Annotated in this window: 20 protein-coding genes; 8 read left to right on the top strand and 12 right to left on the bottom strand. The window is 68.6% G+C overall.

Features of this window, described 5'->3' with window-relative positions:
- Positions 1–33: 33 nt before the first annotated feature.
- Positions 34–813 (bottom strand): exodeoxyribonuclease III, encoded by a 780-nt coding sequence (locus ABD875_RS20610; protein WP_345181801.1) that lies wholly within the window; start codon positions 811–813, stop codon positions 34–36.
- A 34-nt stretch (positions 814–847) separates the two neighbouring features.
- Positions 848–2761 (bottom strand): multicopper oxidase domain-containing protein, encoded by a 1914-nt coding sequence (locus ABD875_RS20605; RefSeq protein WP_345181799.1) that lies wholly within the window; start codon positions 2759–2761, stop codon positions 848–850.
- A 91-nt stretch (positions 2762–2852) separates the two neighbouring features.
- Here ABD875_RS20605 and ABD875_RS20600 point away from each other — a divergent pair, with 91 nt between their 5' ends.
- From ABD875_RS20600 to ABD875_RS20580, 5 genes are all read left to right on the top strand, one after another.
- On the top strand, positions 2853–3710 hold the full coding sequence (locus ABD875_RS20600; RefSeq protein ID WP_345181796.1) for an MOSC domain-containing protein: 858 nt from the start codon (positions 2853–2855) through the stop codon (positions 3708–3710).
- 39 nt (positions 3711–3749) lie between these two features.
- Positions 3750–4829, top strand: a complete 1080-nt coding sequence (gene ychF, locus ABD875_RS20595) for a redox-regulated ATPase YchF (protein ID WP_345181794.1) — start codon at positions 3750–3752, stop codon at positions 4827–4829.
- Between the two features lie 87 nt (positions 4830–4916).
- Positions 4917–5612, top strand: a complete 696-nt coding sequence (locus ABD875_RS20590; protein ID WP_345181792.1) for a DUF4433 domain-containing protein — start codon at positions 4917–4919, stop codon at positions 5610–5612.
- Positions 5613–5626: 14 nt separating this feature from the next.
- Positions 5627–6694: a type II toxin-antitoxin system antitoxin DNA ADP-ribosyl glycohydrolase DarG gene (darG, locus tag ABD875_RS20585; RefSeq protein WP_345181791.1), complete on the top strand. Its 1068-nt coding sequence runs from the start codon at positions 5627–5629 to the stop codon at positions 6692–6694.
- A 120-nt stretch (positions 6695–6814) separates the two neighbouring features.
- On the top strand, positions 6815–7528 hold the full coding sequence (locus ABD875_RS20580) for a hypothetical protein (protein WP_345181789.1): 714 nt from the start codon (positions 6815–6817) through the stop codon (positions 7526–7528).
- On the opposite strand, the gene ABD875_RS20575 is transcribed toward ABD875_RS20580, so the two are convergent.
- Positions 7511–8662, bottom strand: a complete 1152-nt coding sequence (locus ABD875_RS20575; protein WP_345181787.1) for a hypothetical protein — start codon at positions 8660–8662, stop codon at positions 7511–7513. The two genes, ABD875_RS20580 and ABD875_RS20575, sit on opposite strands and share 18 nt — an antisense overlap.
- The gene (locus ABD875_RS20570) at positions 8662–9489 is read right to left on the bottom strand and encodes a serine/threonine-protein kinase (RefSeq protein ID WP_345181786.1); all 828 of its coding nucleotides are present in this window, start codon (positions 9487–9489) and stop codon (positions 8662–8664) included. Before ABD875_RS20570 ends, ABD875_RS20575 begins: the two co-directional genes overlap by 1 nt.
- A gap of 459 nt (positions 9490–9948) precedes the next feature.
- Here ABD875_RS20570 and ABD875_RS20565 point away from each other — a divergent pair, with 459 nt between their 5' ends.
- Positions 9949–10254, top strand: coding sequence for a hypothetical protein (locus tag ABD875_RS20565; RefSeq protein ID WP_345181784.1), 306 nt, complete (start codon positions 9949–9951; stop codon positions 10252–10254).
- A 1330-nt stretch (positions 10255–11584) separates the two neighbouring features.
- Here ABD875_RS20565 and ABD875_RS20560 read toward each other — a convergent pair.
- Positions 11585–12973 (bottom strand): recombinase family protein, encoded by a 1389-nt coding sequence (locus ABD875_RS20560; RefSeq protein ID WP_345181782.1) that lies wholly within the window; start codon positions 12971–12973, stop codon positions 11585–11587.
- A gap of 136 nt (positions 12974–13109) precedes the next feature.
- Entirely contained in the window at positions 13110–13583 is a 474-nt protein-coding gene (locus ABD875_RS20555) for a VOC family protein (protein WP_345181780.1), read from the bottom strand.
- A 62-nt stretch (positions 13584–13645) separates the two neighbouring features.
- Here ABD875_RS20555 and ABD875_RS20550 point away from each other — a divergent pair, with 62 nt between their 5' ends.
- Positions 13646–13993 carry a MerR family transcriptional regulator gene (locus tag ABD875_RS20550; protein ID WP_345181778.1) on the top strand — a complete coding sequence of 116 codons (348 nt, stop codon included), beginning with the start codon at positions 13646–13648 and terminating at the stop codon, positions 13991–13993.
- Positions 13994–14007: 14 nt separating this feature from the next.
- On the opposite strand, the gene ABD875_RS20545 is transcribed toward ABD875_RS20550, so the two are convergent.
- The 5 genes from ABD875_RS20545 to ABD875_RS20525 form a co-directional block, all read right to left on the bottom strand.
- Complete coding sequence (locus ABD875_RS20545; protein WP_345181776.1) at positions 14008–14145, bottom strand: hypothetical protein; 138 nt, start codon at positions 14143–14145, stop codon at positions 14008–14010.
- Positions 14146–14247: 102 nt separating this feature from the next.
- Complete coding sequence (locus ABD875_RS20540) at positions 14248–14754, bottom strand: GNAT family N-acetyltransferase (RefSeq protein WP_345181774.1); 507 nt, start codon at positions 14752–14754, stop codon at positions 14248–14250.
- Positions 14751–15149: an arsenate reductase ArsC gene (locus ABD875_RS20535; protein WP_345181772.1), complete on the bottom strand. Its 399-nt coding sequence runs from the start codon at positions 15147–15149 to the stop codon at positions 14751–14753. Before ABD875_RS20535 ends, ABD875_RS20540 begins: the two co-directional genes overlap by 4 nt.
- Positions 15149–15820, bottom strand: a complete 672-nt coding sequence (locus ABD875_RS20530; RefSeq protein WP_345181769.1) for an aquaporin — start codon at positions 15818–15820, stop codon at positions 15149–15151. The genes ABD875_RS20535 and ABD875_RS20530 overlap by 1 nt, the downstream gene beginning before the upstream one ends.
- A complete protein-coding gene (locus ABD875_RS20525; protein ID WP_345181767.1) occupies positions 15817–16176 on the bottom strand; it encodes a metalloregulator ArsR/SmtB family transcription factor in 360 nt (119 codons plus the stop codon). Before ABD875_RS20525 ends, ABD875_RS20530 begins: the two co-directional genes overlap by 4 nt.
- Positions 16177–16253: 77 nt before the next feature.
- Between ABD875_RS20525 and ABD875_RS20520 the strand changes: the two genes are divergently transcribed.
- On the top strand, positions 16254–16658 hold the full coding sequence (locus tag ABD875_RS20520) for an ArsI/CadI family heavy metal resistance metalloenzyme (protein WP_345181766.1): 405 nt from the start codon (positions 16254–16256) through the stop codon (positions 16656–16658).
- A 53-nt stretch (positions 16659–16711) separates the two neighbouring features.
- On the opposite strand, the gene ABD875_RS20515 is transcribed toward ABD875_RS20520, so the two are convergent.
- Positions 16712–19246 (bottom strand): hybrid sensor histidine kinase/response regulator, encoded by a 2535-nt coding sequence (locus tag ABD875_RS20515; protein ID WP_345181764.1) that lies wholly within the window; start codon positions 19244–19246, stop codon positions 16712–16714.
- Positions 19247–19300: the final 54 nt, after the last annotated feature.

The following is a 19300-nucleotide window of genomic DNA, read 5'->3' as shown; positions in this document are numbered from 1 at the left end:
CGCCAGCATGAGGGCGACCACCGACAACGTGCGTCAGGTGAGGTCGAGCAGGACGGGGGCGTGGTCGGAGGGTGCGCCGGTGCCCTGGGCGGGGTCGCGCTCGGCGCGGTCGACGAAGCCGCCGGCGACGCGGGAGGCCAGGGACGGCGAGCCGAGCAGGAAGTCGATGCGCAGGCCACGGTCGCGCTCGAAGCGCTGCCGGTAGTAGTCCCAGTAGGTGTACGACGGGTCGTGCGGCTTCACCGTGTCGACCCAACCGTCCTCGGCGAGGGCGAAGAACGCCGCCCGCTCGGCCGGGGTCACGTGCGTCGAGTTCTTGAACTGCTTCACGTCGAAGACGTCGTCGTCGGTGGGGCAGACGTTCCAGTCGCCGACCAGCACGGTGTCGCGGTCGAGCCAGCCGCGCGCCGCCTCCCGCAGCGCGGCGTACCAGTCCAGCTTGTAGACGTAGTGCGGGTCGTCGGGCTTGCGGCCGTTCGGGACGTACAGCGACCAGATCCGTACGCCGCCGCAGGTCGCGCCGATCGCGCGCGACTCGGGCTCGGCCGGCTCGCCCCAGCCGGGCTGGCCGGGGAACCCGGTCTCCACGTCCTCCAGCCCGACCCGGCTGATGATCGCGACGCCGTTCCACTGGTTGGTGCCGGCGGCGGCGACCTCGTACCCGCGGGCCTGCAGCCCCATCAGCGGCAGCTGCTCCTCGCGGGCCTTGGTCTCCTGCACCGCCAGCACGTCGACGTCGTGCCGGTCGAGGAAGGCCTCCACCCGGCCGATGCGGGTCCGCAGGGAGTTGACGTTCCAGGTCGCGATGCGCACGGCGCCACCCTATGAGTCGCCCAATGGGTCGCCGCTAGCGGTGGATCCTGAAGGTCGCCATCATCCCGTGGTCCTCGTGGTCGAGCATGTGGCAGTGCACCATGAACGGCCCGGTGTAGTCCGTGAACTTCGCCGCGACCACGATCTGCTCGCCGGGGTCCAGCTTCCAGGTGTCCTCGAGGCCGCGCTCCCACGGTGGTGGCCGCCTGCCGTTGCGGCTGACCGTGCGCCACTGCAGCTGGTGCAGGTGCACGTAGTGGGTGATGTCGCTGGTGTTCTTGAGCCGCCACGCCTCGACGGTGTCGAGCTTCACCCGGTGGTCGACGCGGTCCGCGTCGTACGCCTTGCCATTGATCGCCCAGAACGTGCCGCTCTCCTCGTCGCCCTCGAGCGAGAAGTCCCACGTCATCGAGATCTTCCTCGGCGCCCGCACGAGCTCGGGCGTCGGCAGGTTCCGGGGCACCCGGGAGTCGTCGGCCGCGGTCCCGCGGACGCGGAACTGCAGGAGGTTGCCGACCCGCGAGCCGGTGCCCTCGATGCGCTTGGCCCGCGGCACCGTCTTGAGCACGACGTTCTTGCCCGCGAGGCCGTGGAAGTCGACGACCACGTCGGCGCGCTGGCCCGGCCCGAGCAGGATGTGCTTGCGCACGACCGGGTGCGGGAGCAGCCCGTCACCGGTGCCGATCTGGGTGAACGGGCGGCCGTTCGAGAGCGCCAGGTTGTACGACGAGAACGCCGAGCTGTTGAGCAGCCGCAGCCGGTAGCGGGTCGCCGTCGTGCGCAGGTGCGGCGCCACCCGGCCGTTGACCAGCAGCCGGTTGCCGACCGAGGCGTCGTTGGGCGGCGCGTGCGGACCGGTCCAGGCCATGCCGCCCCCGTGCTCCCCGTGCCCGCTGTGCTCCCCGTGGCCGCCGTGCACCATCGACGGCTCGTGCAGCGCGCCGAGCTGGTTGCGCCGGGTGAAGGAGCGGTCGGAGATCATCAGCGGCACGTCGCGCTCGCCCTGCGGCAGCCCGGCGGCGGCCTCGCGAGGGTCCTCGACGATGAACATCCCCTGCAGGCCCATCCAGTTGTTGCGGGTGGTCTTGTCCATCCGGTGGTCGTGGTACCAGAAGAAGGACCCGGGTGCGGGCTTGCCGTCGTCGACGAGGTCATAGCGGTAGGTCCGCGACATCCCGCGCCGGACCAGGAACGTCGTCGGCTGCCCGTCGTAGCGCGACGCGTGGTGGTCGCCGTGCAGGTGCATCGACATCGAGCCGGCCCGGGGCGGGAGGTGGTTCGCGACCGTCACCAGCGTGCGCTGGCCGGCCGGGCGCCGGATCGTCGGGCCGGGCCAGCTGCCGCCGTACGTCCAGGCCGTGGTGCGCCTCCCGCTGGGCAGCATCCGGGACTGCGTACGGCGCATGTCGAGGCGGACGTGGGCGTCGCGGACCGTCCGCGGCACGGCGAGCGGCAGCTCGAAGCGCTGCCGGTCGCCGCCGACGCCACCGGGGCCGCCGGTGACGGTGAGGGTGCCGCGCATGTTCGGGTGGAGGCGGCAGTAGAAGCCGTAGTTCCCGGCCGCGAGGCCGGTCGCGTCCGGGATCTCACGGGTCGCGCCGGGAGGCACGCTGACGTCGAAGAGCGGCCTGCCCCGCGAGTCGGTGACCTCCGAGGTGACCGTGTGCGTGAACCGGTCGCCGTTGACCACCGACAGCTGGCCGTCCTGCGAGATGGTCACCCGCGGCGTCTCGTAGTCGCCGGTCGGGCCGGCCAGGCCGATCCTGATGACCGCGGAGACCGGCTCCTCGCCGTCGCCCGCCGTGCCCGCGCCGAGCCCCGCGGCGGCGATGCCGTCCTCGCGCCCGGACGAACCGACGACCCCCGAGACGTGCACGAACAGGGCCGTGACGAGGGTGGCGACAGCGATCAGGACGAACCCGGTGGTTCGAGGGCGCGGGCGGTTCACCACGGCATCTTGGCGCTTCGGCCGTGCCCTCGGTGGCGAAACGGCCGTGATCGTTTCGCCTGGAGGCCGGCGGTCGCCCTACCGTGATCCAGTGACCGCCCGCCTGACCGCGATCAACCGCTTCCCCGTGAAGTCCTGCCGGGGCGAGTCGGTCGACTCCGCGCTGGTCGAGCCCTGGGGGCTCGGTGGCGACCGACGCTGGATGGTCGTCGACGACCACGGCGCCGCCGTCACCGCCCGCGAGGCCAACCGGCTGCTGCTCGTGGACCCCGAGATCACGGCGTTCGGCCTGCGCATCGCGATGTCCGGCCTGCCGACGCTGGAGGTGGCGACGCCGGACCCCGCCGCGCAGACCCCCGTGTCGCTCTGGTCGTCGCGGCTCGACGCCGTGCCCGCCGGTGCGGAGGCGGACGCGTGGTTCAGCAAGGCGCTGGAACGGTCGGTGCACCTGGTGCACCTCGACGACCCGCGCAAGCGCCCGACGAGCCCCGGCTTCAGCGAGCCCGGTGACCGGGTGTCGTTCGCGGACGGGTACCCGCTGCTGCTCGCGACCGAGGAGTCGCTCGCCGCGCTGAACGACGAGGTCCTCGCCGTGTCGCCGACCGGGCGCGATCCGCTGCCGATGACGCGGTTCCGGCCGAACGTCGTGGTCAGCGGCGTCGAGCCGTGGGCCGAGGACGACTGGCGCCGGATCCGCATCGGCGACGCGGTGTTCCGTGCGGTCAAGGGCTGCGCGCGCTGCGTGATCACGACGATCGACCCCGACACCGCCGTACGCGAGAAGGAGCCGATCGCCTCCCTGGCGCGGGTCCGCCGCTGGGACGGGGCGACGTGGTTCGCGATCAACCTCGTGCCGGACACCTACGACGTCACGATCCGGGTGGGCGACGAGCTCGAGGTGCTCGAGGCCGTGCCGCCCGGGGGCGGCCCGATCCGGCCGGGCCGCTGATTCGGAGCGCCGTCGTCCCGCGCCGTAGAGTGGCCGCCCGTGGCACTCACCATCGGCATCGTCGGTCTCCCCAACGCGGGCAAGTCGACGCTCTTCAACGCACTGACCAAGAACGACGTGCTCGCGGCGAACTACCCGTTCGCGACGATCGAGCCGAACGTCGGCGTCGTGGGCGTCCCCGACGAGCGGCTGGCCAAGCTCGCGGAGGTGTTCGGGTCGGCCAAGATCCTGCCCGCGACCGTCGAGTTCGTCGACATCGCGGGCATCGTGCGGGGCGCGTCGGAGGGTGAGGGCCTGGGCAACAAGTTCCTCGCGCACATCCGCGAGTCCGCGGCGATCTGCCAGGTGACGCGGGTGTTCCGCGACGAGGACGTCACCCACGTCGACGGCGAGGTCAACCCCGCCAGCGACATCTCCACGATCCAGACCGAGCTGATCCTCGCCGACCTGCAGACGGTCGAGAAGGCGATCCCGCGGCTGGAGAAGGAGGCTCGGACCAAGAAGGAGCTCGGCGCCGTCGTCGCCGCCGCGAAGGAGGCGCTCGCCGCCCTCGAGGCCGGTACGCCGATCAGCGCCACCACGATCGACCGCGACCTGATCCGCGAGCTCTCGCTGCTCACCGCGAAGCCGTTCATCTACGTCTTCAACTGCGACGCCGACGAGCTTGCCGACGAGGCGCTCAAGGCCAAGATGCAGGAGCTCGTCGCGCCGGCTGAGGCGATCTTCCTCGACGCGAAGTTCGAGGCCGAGCTGGTCGAGCTCGACGACGACGAGGAGGCCCGCGAGATGCTGCGGGAGATGGGCGTCGAGGAGCCGGGCCTGGAGGTCCTGGCCCGCGTCGGCTTCGACACCCTCGGCCTGCAGACCTACCTCACCGCCGGCCCCAAGGAGACCCGGGCCTGGACGATCCCCAAGGGCGCGACCGCTCCCGAGGCCGCCGGCGTCATCCACACCGACTTCCAGCGCGGCTTCATCAAGGCCGAGATCGTCTCGTTCGACGACCTCATGGAGGCCGGCACCATGCTCAAGGCCAAGGAGGCCGGCAAGGTGCGCATGGAGGGCAAGGACTACGTCATGGCCGACGGCGACGTGGTCGAGTTCCGCTTCAATGTAACCTGAGCGAGCGCCAATCGCCGTCAATGAGCACGCTCGACACGGCCAACTAGATGCCCGTCCGCCCAGATGTCAGAGGCCTAGGATGCGCGCGTGGACCTGACCTACCTGAGCGCATCGGGCTTCGTGGCTCGAGGCGGGCAGGCACCCGCTCAGGATGGCGCATCGGAGTGGCTTGCATGGCACTTCACGCATGTCGACAACTTGCCGGAGATCGTTGCTGAAGGGGCATTGCTTCCGTCCTCGGAGGTCGATCCGGTCGTAAACGTGGCCAATCGAGGTGTCAAGGAGCGGCGCGCCACTATCCGGGTCGATCCTGACGCGGACTACCCGGAGTCCGTCGTCAGTGAGCATGTGCCCTTCTACATCGCTGCCAAGTCACCGATGCTCTACGTCGTCAATCGGGGGCACGATGACTACGACGGAGGTTGTGACGACCTGGTGTTCCTCGGGTTCGTGCTTGAGGACCTCGCGTTGAGTGACGCGGTTTGGTGCGTTAGTGATCAGAACGCAGCGACGAGTCGAGTTGCGTTCACCAGGGACCTGGAGACCCTCGGAACGTTCGTTGACTTCGATTTGTTGTGCCAACGGATGTGGAGGAACACTCTCGACGACCCGGACCGCCAGAGTCGACGCGCCGCCGAGGTTCTCGTGTACGCGGAGTTTCCACTCGAGATGGTGCAGGTTGTAGTAGCGAAGAACGAGCGCACACTTGAAACGGCTCGTGAGGCGTTCGAAGGTGTCGGTGGAGACAGGCAGTATCACGTCGTACGCGAACTGTTCTACTGAAGGAGGGTCGGACAATGGCTTTGGAGAAGACAAGTGGCGACCTTCTCGCTGCTGAGGTGGATGCGCTTGTCAACACGGTCAACTGCGTTGGTGTCATGGGAAAGGGAATCGCGCTGCAGTTCAAGCGAAGGTTTCCGGCCGTGTTCAAGGAGTACGCAGCAGCTTGCCGCGATGGACGCGTAGAGGTCGGCCACATGCATGTCGTCCCGACAGGTTTGCTCGACGGGCCCCAGTGGGTCATCAACTTCCCCACGAAGAAGCACTGGCGATCCCCTTCCCGTCTTGAATACATCCGCACTGGGCTGGACGACCTGAAGCGAACCTTGAAGGAGTACGGGATCGAGTCGGTCGCCATCCCACCCCTTGGCGCCGGCAACGGCGGCCTCGATTGGGCGGACGTGGAGCCACTCATCGTTCAATCACTCGGCGACCTGACTGACGTTCGCGTGGTGTTGTACGAACCGTCCGCCGGCAGGCGCAATGTCGAGGCGCCTGAACAGATCAAGATGACCTGGGGACGAGCGCTCCTCATTGCCCTGCTTGACCGATACGTCGCTCAGCGTGAGTTGGCCGAGCCCTGGGAAGACCAGCGAGGTGCCTCGCATCTTGAGATTCAGAAGTTGATGTACTTCGCGGATCTCCTTGAGCCGAAACTAGACCTTCGCTTTCAGCCAGGACGCTACGGTCCGTACAGCGAGCGTGTGCGGCACTTGCTTCAAGGCATGGAGGGTGCGTACACAGTCGGTCTTGGTGATGGCGCCGATCGGGTCTTGGACCTCAATCCAATTGCGCCGACCGAGCGCGGCCTAGCTGAGGCGAGCAAGTTCCTCGACGACGAGAAGTACGTTCACGTTCCCGTCCTCGTTGATCGAGTTATGGAGGTGGTGAAGGGCTTCGAGGGGCCGTACGGCGTCGAACTGCTCGCCAGCGCCGACTGGGTTTGCCGACGCCAAGCGGCTGAAGGCGTGGTGCAGGCGACGAAGTTGGTTCACGAGTGGACTCACCGAAAGGGCCGGCTCTTCACAGAGCACCACGTAGGAAGGGCTCTGGATCAACTGCACACGTCCGGGGCGCTCATCTAGTCGGCCCCGTGGGTCAGGCGGCCAACGGTCAACCCGGTCGAGTCCTGCTCGAACCAGACCCTGATGTGACTGGTATGAGAACGCTCGCCGTAGCATTCGTCGCGTGGTTCGGATGAGCAGATGAGGAACGTCCGAATCATCGCCCCTGTGTCATCCAGGGGCGGTCGTCGATTTGAGCCTGTTGATGAACTGGCATTGCATGACCTCATCGATGCCTTGGCTTCCTCGTTGCCCGGACCGCGGGGCGACGTGCTGGTGGTTCCGGAGATGCCCAGTCCGCTCGGTCTTCCTGACTTCGTAGCGGTGGTCGGCGGAACCGAATGGCTCGCGCGCCGTAGTGCCGCCGGAATCGGTCCGGTTCTGTCCGACATCGACTGTGCTGTCCTAGCTGCAACGAGCCCGGCAAGGCCGCTGAGGATCGATACCCTGAGCCGTCGCCTCGGCTGGAGCAAGCGTGAGTTGGAGCCTGCCGTCGGCAGGCTGGTCCGTTCCGGAGCGCTAACCCTAAGTTCTGGAGGCGCGGTGACTGTGCACCCCGCCCTCAAGCCGATCGGAACCGTCTTCGCCGTCGAAGCCAAGATTAAGGACTGGCGGCGTGCCGTCCTGCAGGGCCGTACCTACCGGACGTGGGCGAACAACTACATCGTCGTCCTGGGTGATGTCGGTCCGACTGCAGTCGATCGCGCCAGAGAGGGCGTCGCGGAGGACGCTGCGGGGTTGTTCACGCGAGCAGGTTGGGTCGTTCGGCCAGCCGTACGAGATCCGGCAGCGACGCGACGCCTGCAGGGCTTTGAGCATCTATTCGCGGCGATTGGCTCACAGCCATCCTTCTGAAGTCATGAAGACTTCAAGACCCGCTTTAAAGGGCGCGATCCAGCGGGAGGGGCCGAGTCGGGTACCGGTGATCGCCTGGACCGCCGGCCATTCGCCCTCCGCATCCAGGTACATCTGGCGCATTGCCTCTGCTCGGGCGCGCCCGCTCAATGATGAGAGGGCAGTCGCAACGTTGGTTAGGACCGTGGCGTGATGCCGAAATGCCTGCTCAGGTCTGGGGCCGATAGCGGCGGGCGTGAGTCTCGCAGCGAGGGCAGCCTCCTCGGAGACAAGGACCTCGTACTCCCGACTCGTTAGTCCACCAAGTAGACCCGCCAAGGTTGGCCGCTGGTACCAGCCGCCCCCGTCCTGGGTATCCGCGGGTCGTTCCTCGAAGTCCTGGTAGGCACAAATGCGCTGTCGGATGTCCCAACCGGTACCGACGACCTCAGCTCCGGCCGCCAAGGCCGGAACAGCCGCTAGGTCTCCATACGCCACTCGGACCGGTCGGTCCTGGCTGAGTGCGTATGTTGCCCGCATCAGGCCAAAGATCTCGTTCGTCGACGCGCTCGGCGGCATGGAGTTGTCGCCGCGGGTGACTATGAACATCCAACCCGCCGGTTCCAGCTGATCCAGCGCACCAACGTGGGCGTCCAGTTCCGCGCCAGCACTCCAGAACTCTTGATCGCCTGCGACGCTTAGCCAGGCTCCCGTGTCGGCCTCCATCGCCACCTGTGCGAGTTCGAGCGCAGTCTGGCTCCTCGGGGTGTCGGGATACGAAACAAGGACCGTCGGTGCGAGAGCGGGACTGTCCAAGGCCGTTTGGGCCCGGAAGACCCTCTGGACGTGCTCGCGCATGGCCGCTCTGCTGGTGAGGTCGCCCCTCGTTGTTGACCAGAAGTCCCATTCGGCGTAGTGGCGGAAGTCGCCAGCACGCGGCATGTCGAGTGCGTACGTCATCGGGTCAAGCCAGAACTCACCGCCAGCCTCCCGAATAGCTTCGGACGTGGCGAGGGCCGACCGCTTGAATCCGTTGGCCTCGAAAGGAGAGGCGAACGGCGACAGCATCGTGCCCACGCCGTAGCCGCCCGCAACTGCGTGGACAGACCAGGTGACGAGATTGTTCCGGGCAGTGTCTTGGATCAGGACACCCATCAGAGCGCTCCAAACGCTTTGGCGAGAGCCACGCCGTTTCGGTAGCGACGGGCTGGCTGTGGATGAAGGGTGCGCTCGATTAGGTCGGCGAGACCTGACGGCAGATCGGGTCGAAGATCGCGTAGCGGGATGTGGTTCGCCGTGCGCAATCGCTGCATGTATTCGCTGTCATCGCCCTTGTACGGGACAGGAGGATGCCCTGTTGCTGCCAGGTAGACCAAGGCGCCGCAGCCGAAGACGTCTGAAGCAGCCGTGGGAGACCCGGAGAACGCTTGAAGATGCTCGGGTGTCATGAAGCCTCTGGTGCCGGGTTGTCCGCCAATCGTGATTCCACTTCTTAGGGTGTGCTTGGCAAATCCAGGATCCATGACGACAAACGCGCCAGTGGTCAGCCGCTGAACGTTTCCGGGGCTCAGGTCTCGATGGATGACCTTCTTTTCGTGTAGAGCGCCGAGGCCCGCCGCCACATCCCGGCCAAGCGCGACGAGTTCCTCGGCCGCCCACCCGGACCCGCAGTAGCGCAGGTCGGTGCCGTCGAGGTACTCCTCCAGCCAGAACGTCGCCGTCGGTGGGCTTCCGACCTCGTGCAGTTCCGAGGTCACCTTGACAACGTTGGGGTGATCGACGCTCTGCAGCAGCGCGACCTCGCGGCGTGCCCGTTCGAGGGCGGCCGGGTCGGCAGCTTGCCCGAGGTCGATCAATTTGAGGACCAGGTGGGCTCCCGCTGAGTCCGATACAACGTGGACCTGCTTCTGGCCTCCCTGCACAAGGGCACGCACAGGAGTTAGAGCCAGTTGGTCGCAGGCGGTTCCCAGAAGGTCTGCCATGCGGGAAACCTTCGCACAGCACATCCGCGAATCGTCCGAAATTGGGCAACTCCGGGTCCGCTGCCAACGGCTGAGCGCCCCATCTAGCCACCGAGTGCTCGGCGTCTACGCATGAAGAGTGGGTGTGAATGAAGACATGAACCGGGACGCTGACTCCACCCATGCGCCGGACGACGCGCTAGTCGAGTGGGTTGCCCACCTGCTCGCGACCGCTCGACCACTTCTCGAACGGGATCGATCTCGACTCCGAGCAGCTCTGATCCAGTCATCCAGGGCGACGGTTCGGCGGCCCTGAGCGTACCGCCACCGGCGAACGAGCCCGACGTGTGGCGGAGGTCACACGAAATGGGGCGCTTGAAGCCCCGAAACGTCGATCTGCCTCCGCATGTAGAGGGGCGAGGCCAACACGGCTTCACGGCTCACGAGCGTGGCCGTAACTACCTAGTTCAGGAGTTCGACATGAGTAATCTCGGCTTGGATCCGGCGTCCCTGGGTGCCGTCAAGGCGTGGGGTTGTGCCCCTTCGGTGTGGGACGGGGAGCAACGCAAGGATCGCGCGACCGGCTACCCGATCTGGGAGATCGAGTGTTCGTCGGACCTGGGTCGCTTTCCTTTCCGAGTAGCGGCGCAGGCGCCCCCGCTCCCGCTCGGCGTCTACGATGCCGGGCGCCCGGTCCACCTGCAGCGCCCCGCGGTGACGGGCTGGGGCAAGTCCGGCCCCTTCCTGACTGCCACTGCCATCCAGGCGATCGCGGAGAAGTCGTGACCCGGGAATGGGAGCGTGGGGAGGCTCGCGTTGTGCTGACGCCGGCAGTCCTCGATGCGGCGTCGGAAGCGGTCGTAGCGTGGGTGCGTTTCTCGGCACGTCACGAGAACCTGGCCGATCCGGAGGCATGTGCTCGCGAGGATGTCGGTTGGAGCGTCCTCGGCGGTCTGGAGCCCGCCATGTCGGCCTTGGCCGAGGCACTGCTGCAGGCTGAGTTGGGTGCCGCTGCCCGAGGCCAAGCCCCGAGCTCGGAGGGTGAGCCGAGCGAGCAGCGCGAGCCGAGGCGAGGCCGACAAGGGAGGGTGCGCGTGCCGAGGCCGTGGCGCCCTCTCGAAAAGTAAGTGGCGATCGCACACGGAGGCGGGGTGTCGGCTGCGGGTTCAGTGCTCGCGGTCGGCACTCTGCCAAGTGTCCGGCGGGCGCGGCAACGCGAGGCTAGCCGCACTCGCGCGAAGGAGCGAGTCGCCGCGACCGCAGGTCGGCCACGTGAGGTCGCGCCTCGTCGCCCGGCGCCGGTCGTCCATGTGGGACTCAGCCGAGCAGCGCGCAGAACGATGGTCCGCCGTCTTGCCAGCCTGGATACATCACCTCTGACCCGCCCGGTGTGGCTGACCTTCACACTTCCCGGCCGCCTGGACGGCGTCCCAGCAGCAGCGAGTGGCCCGGAGTATCGGAAGGCGCTGAACCGGCTCTTCTCACGCTGGGAGCGGGCTTGGGGGTCTGTGGCGCTCGTGTGGAAGCTGGAGTGGACTGTCTCCACGGATGATCGAATCGCTCCGCACCTTCATGTGCTGGCAACGGTCCCGGAAGACATGAGTTTTGGCGAGTGGCACTGCTGGCTTGCTCGTGCGTGGACCGCTTCGGTAGCCGCGTCCGGCCTGGATCCGGTGGAAGAGTGGCAGTGGTTGATCCACGGTGTCTGGGCACAGTTGGTGGAAGGCGCTGAACCAGCTCGCCGTGCCGCGCGGTACTTCAGTTTCTGGAAACCAGGCCGCTCCGGTCGCAATCAGGACATGCCGCCGCCGAGTTGGCTCGAACCTGGCTGTGGTTTGAGGCGCGTCTGGGGCGTGCGCGGGATGGTTGCCGTCGAGGAGGAGCATCAACTCACTCCGCTGGAGGCCAAGTGGGCGGCTCGACTCGCTCGCCGGTGGGCAAGTGCCAACCTGCCGCCACCACGCTCCCGCCGAAGGAGGGCCTCGGGTCGGCTCACCCACGTCGTCCGACCCTGGCCGCTCTCGTCCCAGGGCGGATGGCTCATCATCCCAGACGGTCGGGCGCCTGCGGTTGGGGAAGCAATCGCAGCGGCCGCGGTTGAGATTGCGAGCCAACGCTAGGCATTGGTCACGGACCGCCACGTAATACAGACCGTCGAGGGGTCGAATGTCTTACGGCCCCTCGGTGCGCTGTGGAGGCGAACCTGAATCAGCGTGTCCAGGACCTGTCGACGGACTCCTAGCGTGGCTAGGTCGAACGCTGCGACAGGATCACGTGAGCTGAGCGTGCGGGCAGTTGCATCGTTGGTCGTCAACCGGAGGCGTCGAGCACTGGCCTCACGTAACAGCGAAGTCACCTTCTCGCGCGCGACGGCATAGCGGTGGCCGTCGATCAGCCCGTCGTCGTAGTCGCGTTCGATGTTCGAGAGGCGTCGGAGAAGATCAGCCGTCTCGCTCGCGGCTCCTGTCGCTTCGTCGCTCACCTCTGGGTCGAGCAGGTCAACCAGATCCGGTGCTCCCAAGCGTGCCCGCACCACCGAGAGGACGGCGAGGTCGACCTGCTTCATCGAACGAATCAGGTGACCTTCCGGGCACCGATAGCGCCCGTTGTGGGAGCGCACTCGGCGATCGCACACGCTGCATAGGAAGAGCCCGCTCCCGAGGTGGCGACGATCTGTGCCAACCCGGTTCATCTTCCGCCCTGGCTCGGCGAGTATGGAATTGGCGGCGTCAAAGGTTGCTTCAGTGACGATTGGTTCCCAGCTGCCGCGGACGCGCTCCCCACTCTCGATCACAACCGCGCCGTGCAGGCTGGCGAGCCCGGCGTATCGAGGATTGAGGAGGATGGTCCGCACCGTCGAAGGATTCCACGACGCCCCGCGTCGAGTCATCACTCCGCGCTCGGCCAGCGATGCGGCGATAGCCCTTAGTGAGTCTCCAGCGATGAAGCGCTCGAAGATCTCACGAACGTGAAGCGCCTCTTCTGGGACGACCTCGCCGCTTCTGTCGTATCCGGTCAGACGGACCCCAGACGGGATTCGCCCACGGGCCACGCGCTGAGCCATCGCCCGCTTCTGCCGCTCAGACTTCCGTTCCACCTCAGCGCGGGCGACGGAAGCCTTGAGCCGGGCGAACAGGCGGCCGCCGTCGGTTGATAGGTCGGCTTCTCCGTTCGCCGTGACCAAGACCAAGTTCCGCTCTTCAGCCGCCTCGATCCAGTCCTCCAACTGGCGTGGCTGCCGCGTCAACCGGTCGAGGTCGTAGCAGATGAGTGCGCTGAATCGGCCGTCCATGTAGTCCTGCGCCATCCGCTCGTATGCCGGTCGCCGAGCCCGGCGATCGGAGGCGCTGATGCTGCTGTCGACGTATGTCTCGACGATCTCCCAGCCACGTATTCGGGCGAGAAGGGTGCAGTCCTCCCGTTGCCGTTCGATCGCCAATCCCTCGCCGGTCGGGTCGAGTGAGATTCGGAAATAGATGGCGCAGCGTCTCTGAGTGTCGTTCACCATGACCTACTAGATGCGTAGACGGTGACCGGAAGCGTGACCCGGTGGAGTTCCGCTTCAACGTGTGAGCCGCCGGGGGGTGGCCGCGGGCCTGTGACGACCGAGCCCGACCCAGCGCGACCGAGACCAGCCGAGATCAGCCGGGCCTCGTGTCATCCGTGTGGAAGCCCTCGCGCCGAGATCGCGTCTCGAGGGGCTCGAGCTCCTGGAAGAAGGTGACCTGCCAGCCGGCCGGCCCCTGGACGCGGGCATTCAGGCTGCGGAACGGCGTCTCGACCGGCGGCGCGATGAGCCGCGAACCGGCGGCGGTCGCGACCTCGACGGCACGGCCGGTGTCGGCGACCTCCAGCGCGAGACGGAGCGTGGGCCCCGTCGCCGGGGGAGCGCCCTCGATCTCGTCGATGTTGCGCACGTGCTGGGTCGAGGCGATCTCGATGGTCGCCGACCCGGCGTGCAGGATCGCCACCCGGTCGTCGCCGGTGGTGGCGAACGCGGGCTGCTCGGGCATGCCGAGGACGTCGCGGAAGAACGTCGCGGCCTCGTCGAAGTCGGCGGCCTCGATGATGAGCCGCAGCTGGGTGGGTGCTGGGGATGCAGGAGAGGTGCTCATGGGACGATCGTGCAACCTGACACCGATGTCAGGTGCAAGCCCGGGAGACGAGGATCACGTCGATGAGGATCGGGGAGCTGGCGGAGCGGACCGGGACGAGCGTGCGGTCCCTGCGGTACTACGAGCAGCGCGGCCTGCTGCGGTCCGAGCGGTCCAGCGGCAACCAGCGTGAGTACGACGAGGTGGCGGTCGAGCGGGTCCACCTGATCCGGAGCCTGCTGGCGGCGGGCCTGTCGACCGAGACCATCGACGACGTGCTGCCCTGCGTGAGTGAGCCGGCCATCCAGACCCCGCGCCTCACCCGGACCCTGCTGGAGGAGCGCGCGCGGATCGACGCGGACATCGCCAGGCTGGAGGGGATGCGTCGTCTCCTCGACGACGTCATCGCCCAAGCGCCGCCGGTGGTCTGACGCGGACCAGCCGGCTACTCGGTGGCGTCGGCGGTGGCGCGGGAGGTGCCCGTGGCGGCCTGCGGCGTGATCCGCGGCGGCTCGAGAGCGGCCATCAGGAACAGCAGGCCGAAGATCCCACCGAGGGTGCCGAAGACGGTCAGCAAGATCATTTCCAGGTCACTCGCCATCGTTCATCCCTTTCGACTGCGTCCCCGCTTCAACGTATCCACGCGGACACCGGTCGAAACCGGCCGGACGGAGTGACGCACGGCTCAGTCGGTGCCGGCGCGCTCGCTGCGCCGCTCGAGGAACACGACGTCGCGCCACGCGCCGGCCATCGGGCCGTACGACATCCGGGCGACCCGCTCGCGGGTCCCGACCGCGCGGAACCCGGCCGCGCGGTGCAGGGCGAGGCTGGCGGCGTTCTCGGGGAACACCCCGGACTGGATGGTCCAGATGCCGGCCGCCTCGGTGGAGGCGACGAGGGCGTCCAGCAGCAGCCGGCCGACGCCCCGGCCGCCGGCAGTCGGGGCGACGTACACGGAGTGCTCGACGACGCCGGCGTACACGCAGCGGTCGGAGACGCCGGAGGCGGCCGCCCAGCCGACCACCCGCCCGTCCTCGACCGCCACCAGCCGCTGCCCTGGGAGCTTCCCGGCGTCGAACTGCTCCCAGGTCGGCGGCTCGCTCTCGAACGTCGCGTGCCCGGTCGCGATGCCGGCGGCGTAGATGCGCTCGACCTCCGGCCAGTGCGCGGCCTCGAGAGGTACGACGGTCACGGGGCCAGCTCGCCGATCAGTGCCTCGACGCGGCCGCGGATCTCGTCGCGGATCGGCCGGACCGCGTCGACGCCCTGGCCGGCCGGGTCGTCGAGGACCCAGTCCTCGTAGCGCTTGCCCGGGTAGAAGGGGCACTCGTCGCCGCACCCCATCGTCACCACGACGTCGGCCTGCTGCACCGCCGAGTCGGAGAGCAGCTTCGGCACCTGCGCCGCGATGTCGATGCCCTCCTCGGCCATGGCGGCGACCGCGGCGGGGTTGACCTGGTCGGCGGGCTGCGAGCCGGCCGACAGGACCTCGATCCGGTCGCCGGCGAGGTGCTGGAGGTATCCAGCAGCCATCTGCGAGCGGCCGGCGTTGTGGACACACACGAACAGCACGGTGGGACGGGACATCACGCCTCCTGAGGAGTGGGGTGGAGCAGCAGGACGAGCGCGGCGCCGATGGCGCCGCCGACGAGCTGCATGAGGACGAAGGCAGGCACCGACGCCGGGTCGATGCCCGCGAAGGTGTCGGAGAGCATCCGGGCCACGGTGACCGCCGGATTGGCGAAGCTGGTGGAGCTCGTGAACCAGTACGCCGCGGTGATGTAGCCGCCCACGGCGAACGCGACGGTCTCGATGCGCGCTGAGCGCAGCGACCCGAACACGACGAGGACCAGGCCCAGCGTCGCGACGACCTCGCCGAGGAGCTGTCCGGAGCCGCCGCGCTCGTGGGTCGAGACCGACACCGCGTCGAGGTCGAACATCAGGTTGGCCACCACGACGCCCGCCAGGCCGCCGGCGAGCTGGGCGACGACGAGGACGCCCGTGGTGACGGAGTCGATGCGGCCGAGGACCCGCTCGACGAGCGTGACCACCGGGTTGAACGAGGCCGACACCGGTTGCAGGGCGAGGATCAACGCGACCAGCACGGCGCCGGTCGCGAGGCTGTTCTCGAGCAGCTGGAGGCCGGTGTCGTCGGGGGAGAGCCGCTGGGCCGCGATGCCGGAGCCGACGACGGCGGCGACGAGGAACGCCGTGCCGACCAGCTCGGCGGTCGCGCGGCGGACGAGCGTGGTCGTCACGCCCCGACGCCGCCGAGGAGGGAGGCGAGGTCGCCGAGCGCGGTGGCGTTCACGCGGTAGTAGACCCAGACCCCGCGCTTCTCCCGGTCGAGCAGGCCGGCCTCGTGCAGCAGCTTGAGGTGGTGGCTGATCGTGGGCTGCGAGAGGTCGAACGCGTCGTTCAGGTCGCAGACGCACGCCTCGCCGTCGCCGTGCGAGGCGACGATCGAGAGCAACCGGAGCCGGACCGGGTCGGCGATCGCCTTCACCAGCGGGGCGATCCGCTCGGCCGCGTCGGCGGACAGCGGCTCGCGGGTCACGGGGGAGCAGCAGGCGACGGCCTCGACCGGCGTCAGCTCGAGGAGAGACTTCGACATGCGTCGATATTGACAGATCTCGATGTCTTGGTCCAGTCTCATCACATCGAAGTTCATCAATGTCTAGGAGGAACCCCATGTCCCGAGTCCAGCTCGCGCTCAACGTCGACGACCTCGACACCTCGATCGCGTTCTACTCGAAGCTGTTCGCCACCGAGCCGGCCAAGGTCCGGCCGGGCTACGCCAACTTCGCGGTGGCCGAGCCGCCGCTGAAGCTCGTGCTGATCGAGAACCCCGGCCAGGGCGGCTCGGTCAACCACCTCGGCGTCGAGGTCGCCGACACCGACACCGTCGACGCCGAGCAGACCCGTCTCGCGGAGGCCGGCTTCGCCTCGATCGAGGAGAAGGGCACGACCTGCTGCTACGCCAAGCAGGACAAGTTCTGGGTCGAGGGCGCACCGAACGGCGAGCGCTGGGAGATCTACACCGTCCTCGCCGACGCCCCGGTCGACACCGTGGAGTCCGCCTGCTGCACCGCCTGAGGGGCGGGTGAGGTCTGCGCCGCCCCGGGTGCCGGGGCGGCGCAGATCGCGGCTCAGCGGACCGGCACCCAGCGCTCCAGTGCGCTCTCCATCGCGGCCAGCTCGATCGGCTTCGAGACGTAGTCGTCCATGCCGGCGGCCAGGCAGCGCTCGCGCTCCCCGTCGAGCGCGCCGGCCGTCATCGCGATGATCGGCGTGTGCCGCGCACCCGCCTCCATCCGGCGGACCTCGCGGGTGGCCTCGTACCCGTCCAGGCCCGGCATCTGCACGTCCATGAACACCGCGTCGTACGTCGAGCGCGCCAGCGCCGCGACGCCCGCGACGCCGTCGTCGGCGACCTCGACGGTGTAGCCGAGCCGCTCGAGCATGCCGATGGCGACGATCTGGTTGATCTCACCGTCCTCGACCACCAGCACCCGGCCGCGTCCGGTGCTGAGCGGCTGCGCCAGCCGCTCCGTCGCCGGCTCGGCGACGGCCCCGGCGGCCCCGGCTGCCTGGAGCAGCGCGGTGCGGAGCTGGGCGAGGTGGACCGGCTTGGTCAGCATCGCCGAGACGCCCGCCCGGCGGGCCTCCTCGGGACGGTCCACGGTGTCGGAGGTGAGCAGCGTGAGCCCGATGCCGGCCAGGGTCGGGTCGGCCGAGATGCGCCGGGCGACCTCCACGCCGTCCATCTCCGGCATCCGGAAGTCCAGCACCGCCAGGTCGTACGGCGTCCCGAGCCGGGCCGCGCCGGCGAGCAGCGCCAGCGCCTCCGGCCCGCTCGAGGCGACCGCGACGTTCATGTCCCACGCGGCGAGCTGGTCGTGCAGGATCATCCGGTTGGTGGCGTTGTCGTCGACGACCAGCACGCGGAGGTTCTCCAGGGCCGGGATCGGCCGCGGCACCGGCGCCTTGTTCTCGGCGAACCCGAGCGGCACCGTGAACCAGAACGTGCTGCCCTTCCCGAGCTCGCTGTCCACGCCGAGCTCGCCGCCCATCGCGGTGACCAGCTGCTGGCAGATCGCCAGCCCGAGGCCGGTGCCGCCGTACTGCCGGGTGGTCGAGGAGTCGGCCTGGGAGAACGGGTCGAAGAGCCGCGCCTGGTTCTCGGGCGCGACCCCGATGCCGGTGTCGGCCACCTCGAAGCGAACGCGTACGCCGTCCTCGTCGCGGCTCTCCAGGTGCGCGCGGATGACGACCTCGCCCGCGTCGGTGAACTTCACGGCGTTGCCGGCCAGGTTCAGCAGCACCTGGCGCAACCGGGACGGGTCGCCGCGCAGCGCGACCGGGAGCTCGGGGGAGCAGTAGGCCAGCAGCTCCAGGTGCTTCTCGCGGGCCGGTCCCGCGACCAGCTCGGCGACCTCCTCGACCACTTGCACGAGCTCGAGGTCGAGCTCCTCGAGGTCGAGGTGGCCGGCCTCGATCTTGGAGAAGTCGAGGATGTCGTTGATGACGGTGATCAGCGCGCTGCCCGCGGTGCGCACGCCGTCGGCGTAGGTCCGCTGCCGGCGGTCGAGCTCGGTGTCGAGCAGCAGCCCGGTGAGCCCGATCACGCCGTTCATCGGCGTGCGGATCTCGTGGCTCATCGTGGCGAGGAACGCCGACTTCGCGCGCGACCCCTCGAGCGCCTCGTCGCGGGCCGCGGCGAGCTCGAGCCGGGTCTGGCGCTCGACGTACAGCAGCCGTGCGGTGCGCCCGAACGCGAGGAGGGCGAGGACGGTCATGACGACGATCGTCTGCATCGGGACGACCGTCGCGGTGCCGGTGATCTCGTTCACCAGCAGCTGCCCGGGCAGGATCAGCAGCGGCAGGACCGCGAAGACGAGCTTGGGCAGCGACAGCCAGGCCTTCCACTCCAGGCTCGGCCGGGCGGGAGGCAGGACGTGGGGGCGGAACGTCGAGACCGCCATCGCGATCGCGCCGAAGGTCCGCAGGATGTCGAAGACGACGGAGACCGCCAGGTCGTAGCCCACGACGATGTAGCCGAGGTCGCCCGCCAGCCAGAGGCAGATCCCCACGGAGAACGAGAGGCCGAGCGCCTGGCGGGTACGGGGGACCAGCAGGGCGCGGATCACGAGCGCGATGAGGACGGCGTCGGCGACCGGGTAGATCGACTGGACGATGCGTTCCAGCTCGGGTGCGGACTCGTCGGTCACGATGTGCTCGACCGACAGGTTCCAGAACAGCACCATGCTGACGACCACGACCGTGAGCACGTCGATGAGGGCGTCGACGTCGAGCCGCAGCCGGTCGCCGTGCCGGGCCGCCGTGACGGCGAGGAGGGCGGCGATGAGGGCGAGGTAGCCGGAGAGGTAGATGGCGTCCGCGGGGGAGACCGTCGGGTCGTCGCCGTTCAGGTACGTCGCGAGCAGCCAGGTGAGGTCGCCGATGCCGGATGCCAAGAGGCTGACCGTGAGCAGCGCGGGGAAGAGCCGCGCCTCGCGCGGGGTCCGGGCGGTCCCGACCCAGGCGACGACCCCGGGCACCAGGACGACGGGGTAGGTCAGCAGGCTGATCGCCTGGTCGGGCCGGAACGCGTAGAGCACGGCCAGCGCCACGAGCACCGCGGCGAGCACGACGACCACGCGGGTCGACACGGATCGACGCACCGGACCTCCTCAGGGCAGCGTGCACGTACCCCTCTCATCGGCCGTTCGGGCGCC

This window comes from Nocardioides caricicola (assembly GCF_039541135.1).
Taxonomy (GTDB): Bacteria; Actinomycetota; Actinomycetes; order Propionibacteriales; family Nocardioidaceae; genus Nocardioides; species Nocardioides caricicola.
The sequence above is the reverse complement of the archived record's forward strand: the minus strand, read 5'-3'. Positions and strand labels throughout refer to the sequence as shown.

Bases quoted from the DNA above. Each gene is read 5' to 3' on its own strand.
- ABD875_RS20545 (WP_345181776.1), bottom strand. From the start codon at position 14,145: ATGATCTTGCTGACCGTCTTCGGCACCCTCGGTGGGATCTTCGGCCTG.
- ABD875_RS20575 (WP_345181787.1), bottom strand. From the start codon at position 8,662: ATGGGTGTCCTGATCCAAGACACTGCCCGGAACAATCTCGTCACCTGG.
- ABD875_RS20550 (WP_345181778.1), top strand. From the start codon at position 13,646: ATGAGGATCGGGGAGCTGGCGGAGCGGACCGGGACGAGCGTGCGGTCC.
- ABD875_RS20565 (WP_345181784.1), top strand. From the start codon at position 9,949: ATGAGTAATCTCGGCTTGGATCCGGCGTCCCTGGGTGCCGTCAAGGCG.
- ABD875_RS20570 (WP_345181786.1), bottom strand. From the start codon at position 9,489: ATGGCAGACCTTCTGGGAACCGCCTGCGACCAACTGGCTCTAACTCCT.
- ABD875_RS20520 (WP_345181766.1), top strand. From the start codon at position 16,254: ATGTCCCGAGTCCAGCTCGCGCTCAACGTCGACGACCTCGACACCTCG.
- ABD875_RS20555 (WP_345181780.1), bottom strand. From the start codon at position 13,583: ATGAGCACCTCTCCTGCATCCCCAGCACCCACCCAGCTGCGGCTCATC.
- darG (WP_345181791.1), top strand. From the start codon at position 5,627: ATGGCTTTGGAGAAGACAAGTGGCGACCTTCTCGCTGCTGAGGTGGAT.
- ABD875_RS20535 (WP_345181772.1), bottom strand. From the start codon at position 15,149: ATGTCCCGTCCCACCGTGCTGTTCGTGTGTGTCCACAACGCCGGCCGC.
- ABD875_RS20525 (WP_345181767.1), bottom strand. From the start codon at position 16,176: ATGTCGAAGTCTCTCCTCGAGCTGACGCCGGTCGAGGCCGTCGCCTGC.
- ABD875_RS20580 (WP_345181789.1), top strand. From the start codon at position 6,815: ATGAGGAACGTCCGAATCATCGCCCCTGTGTCATCCAGGGGCGGTCGT.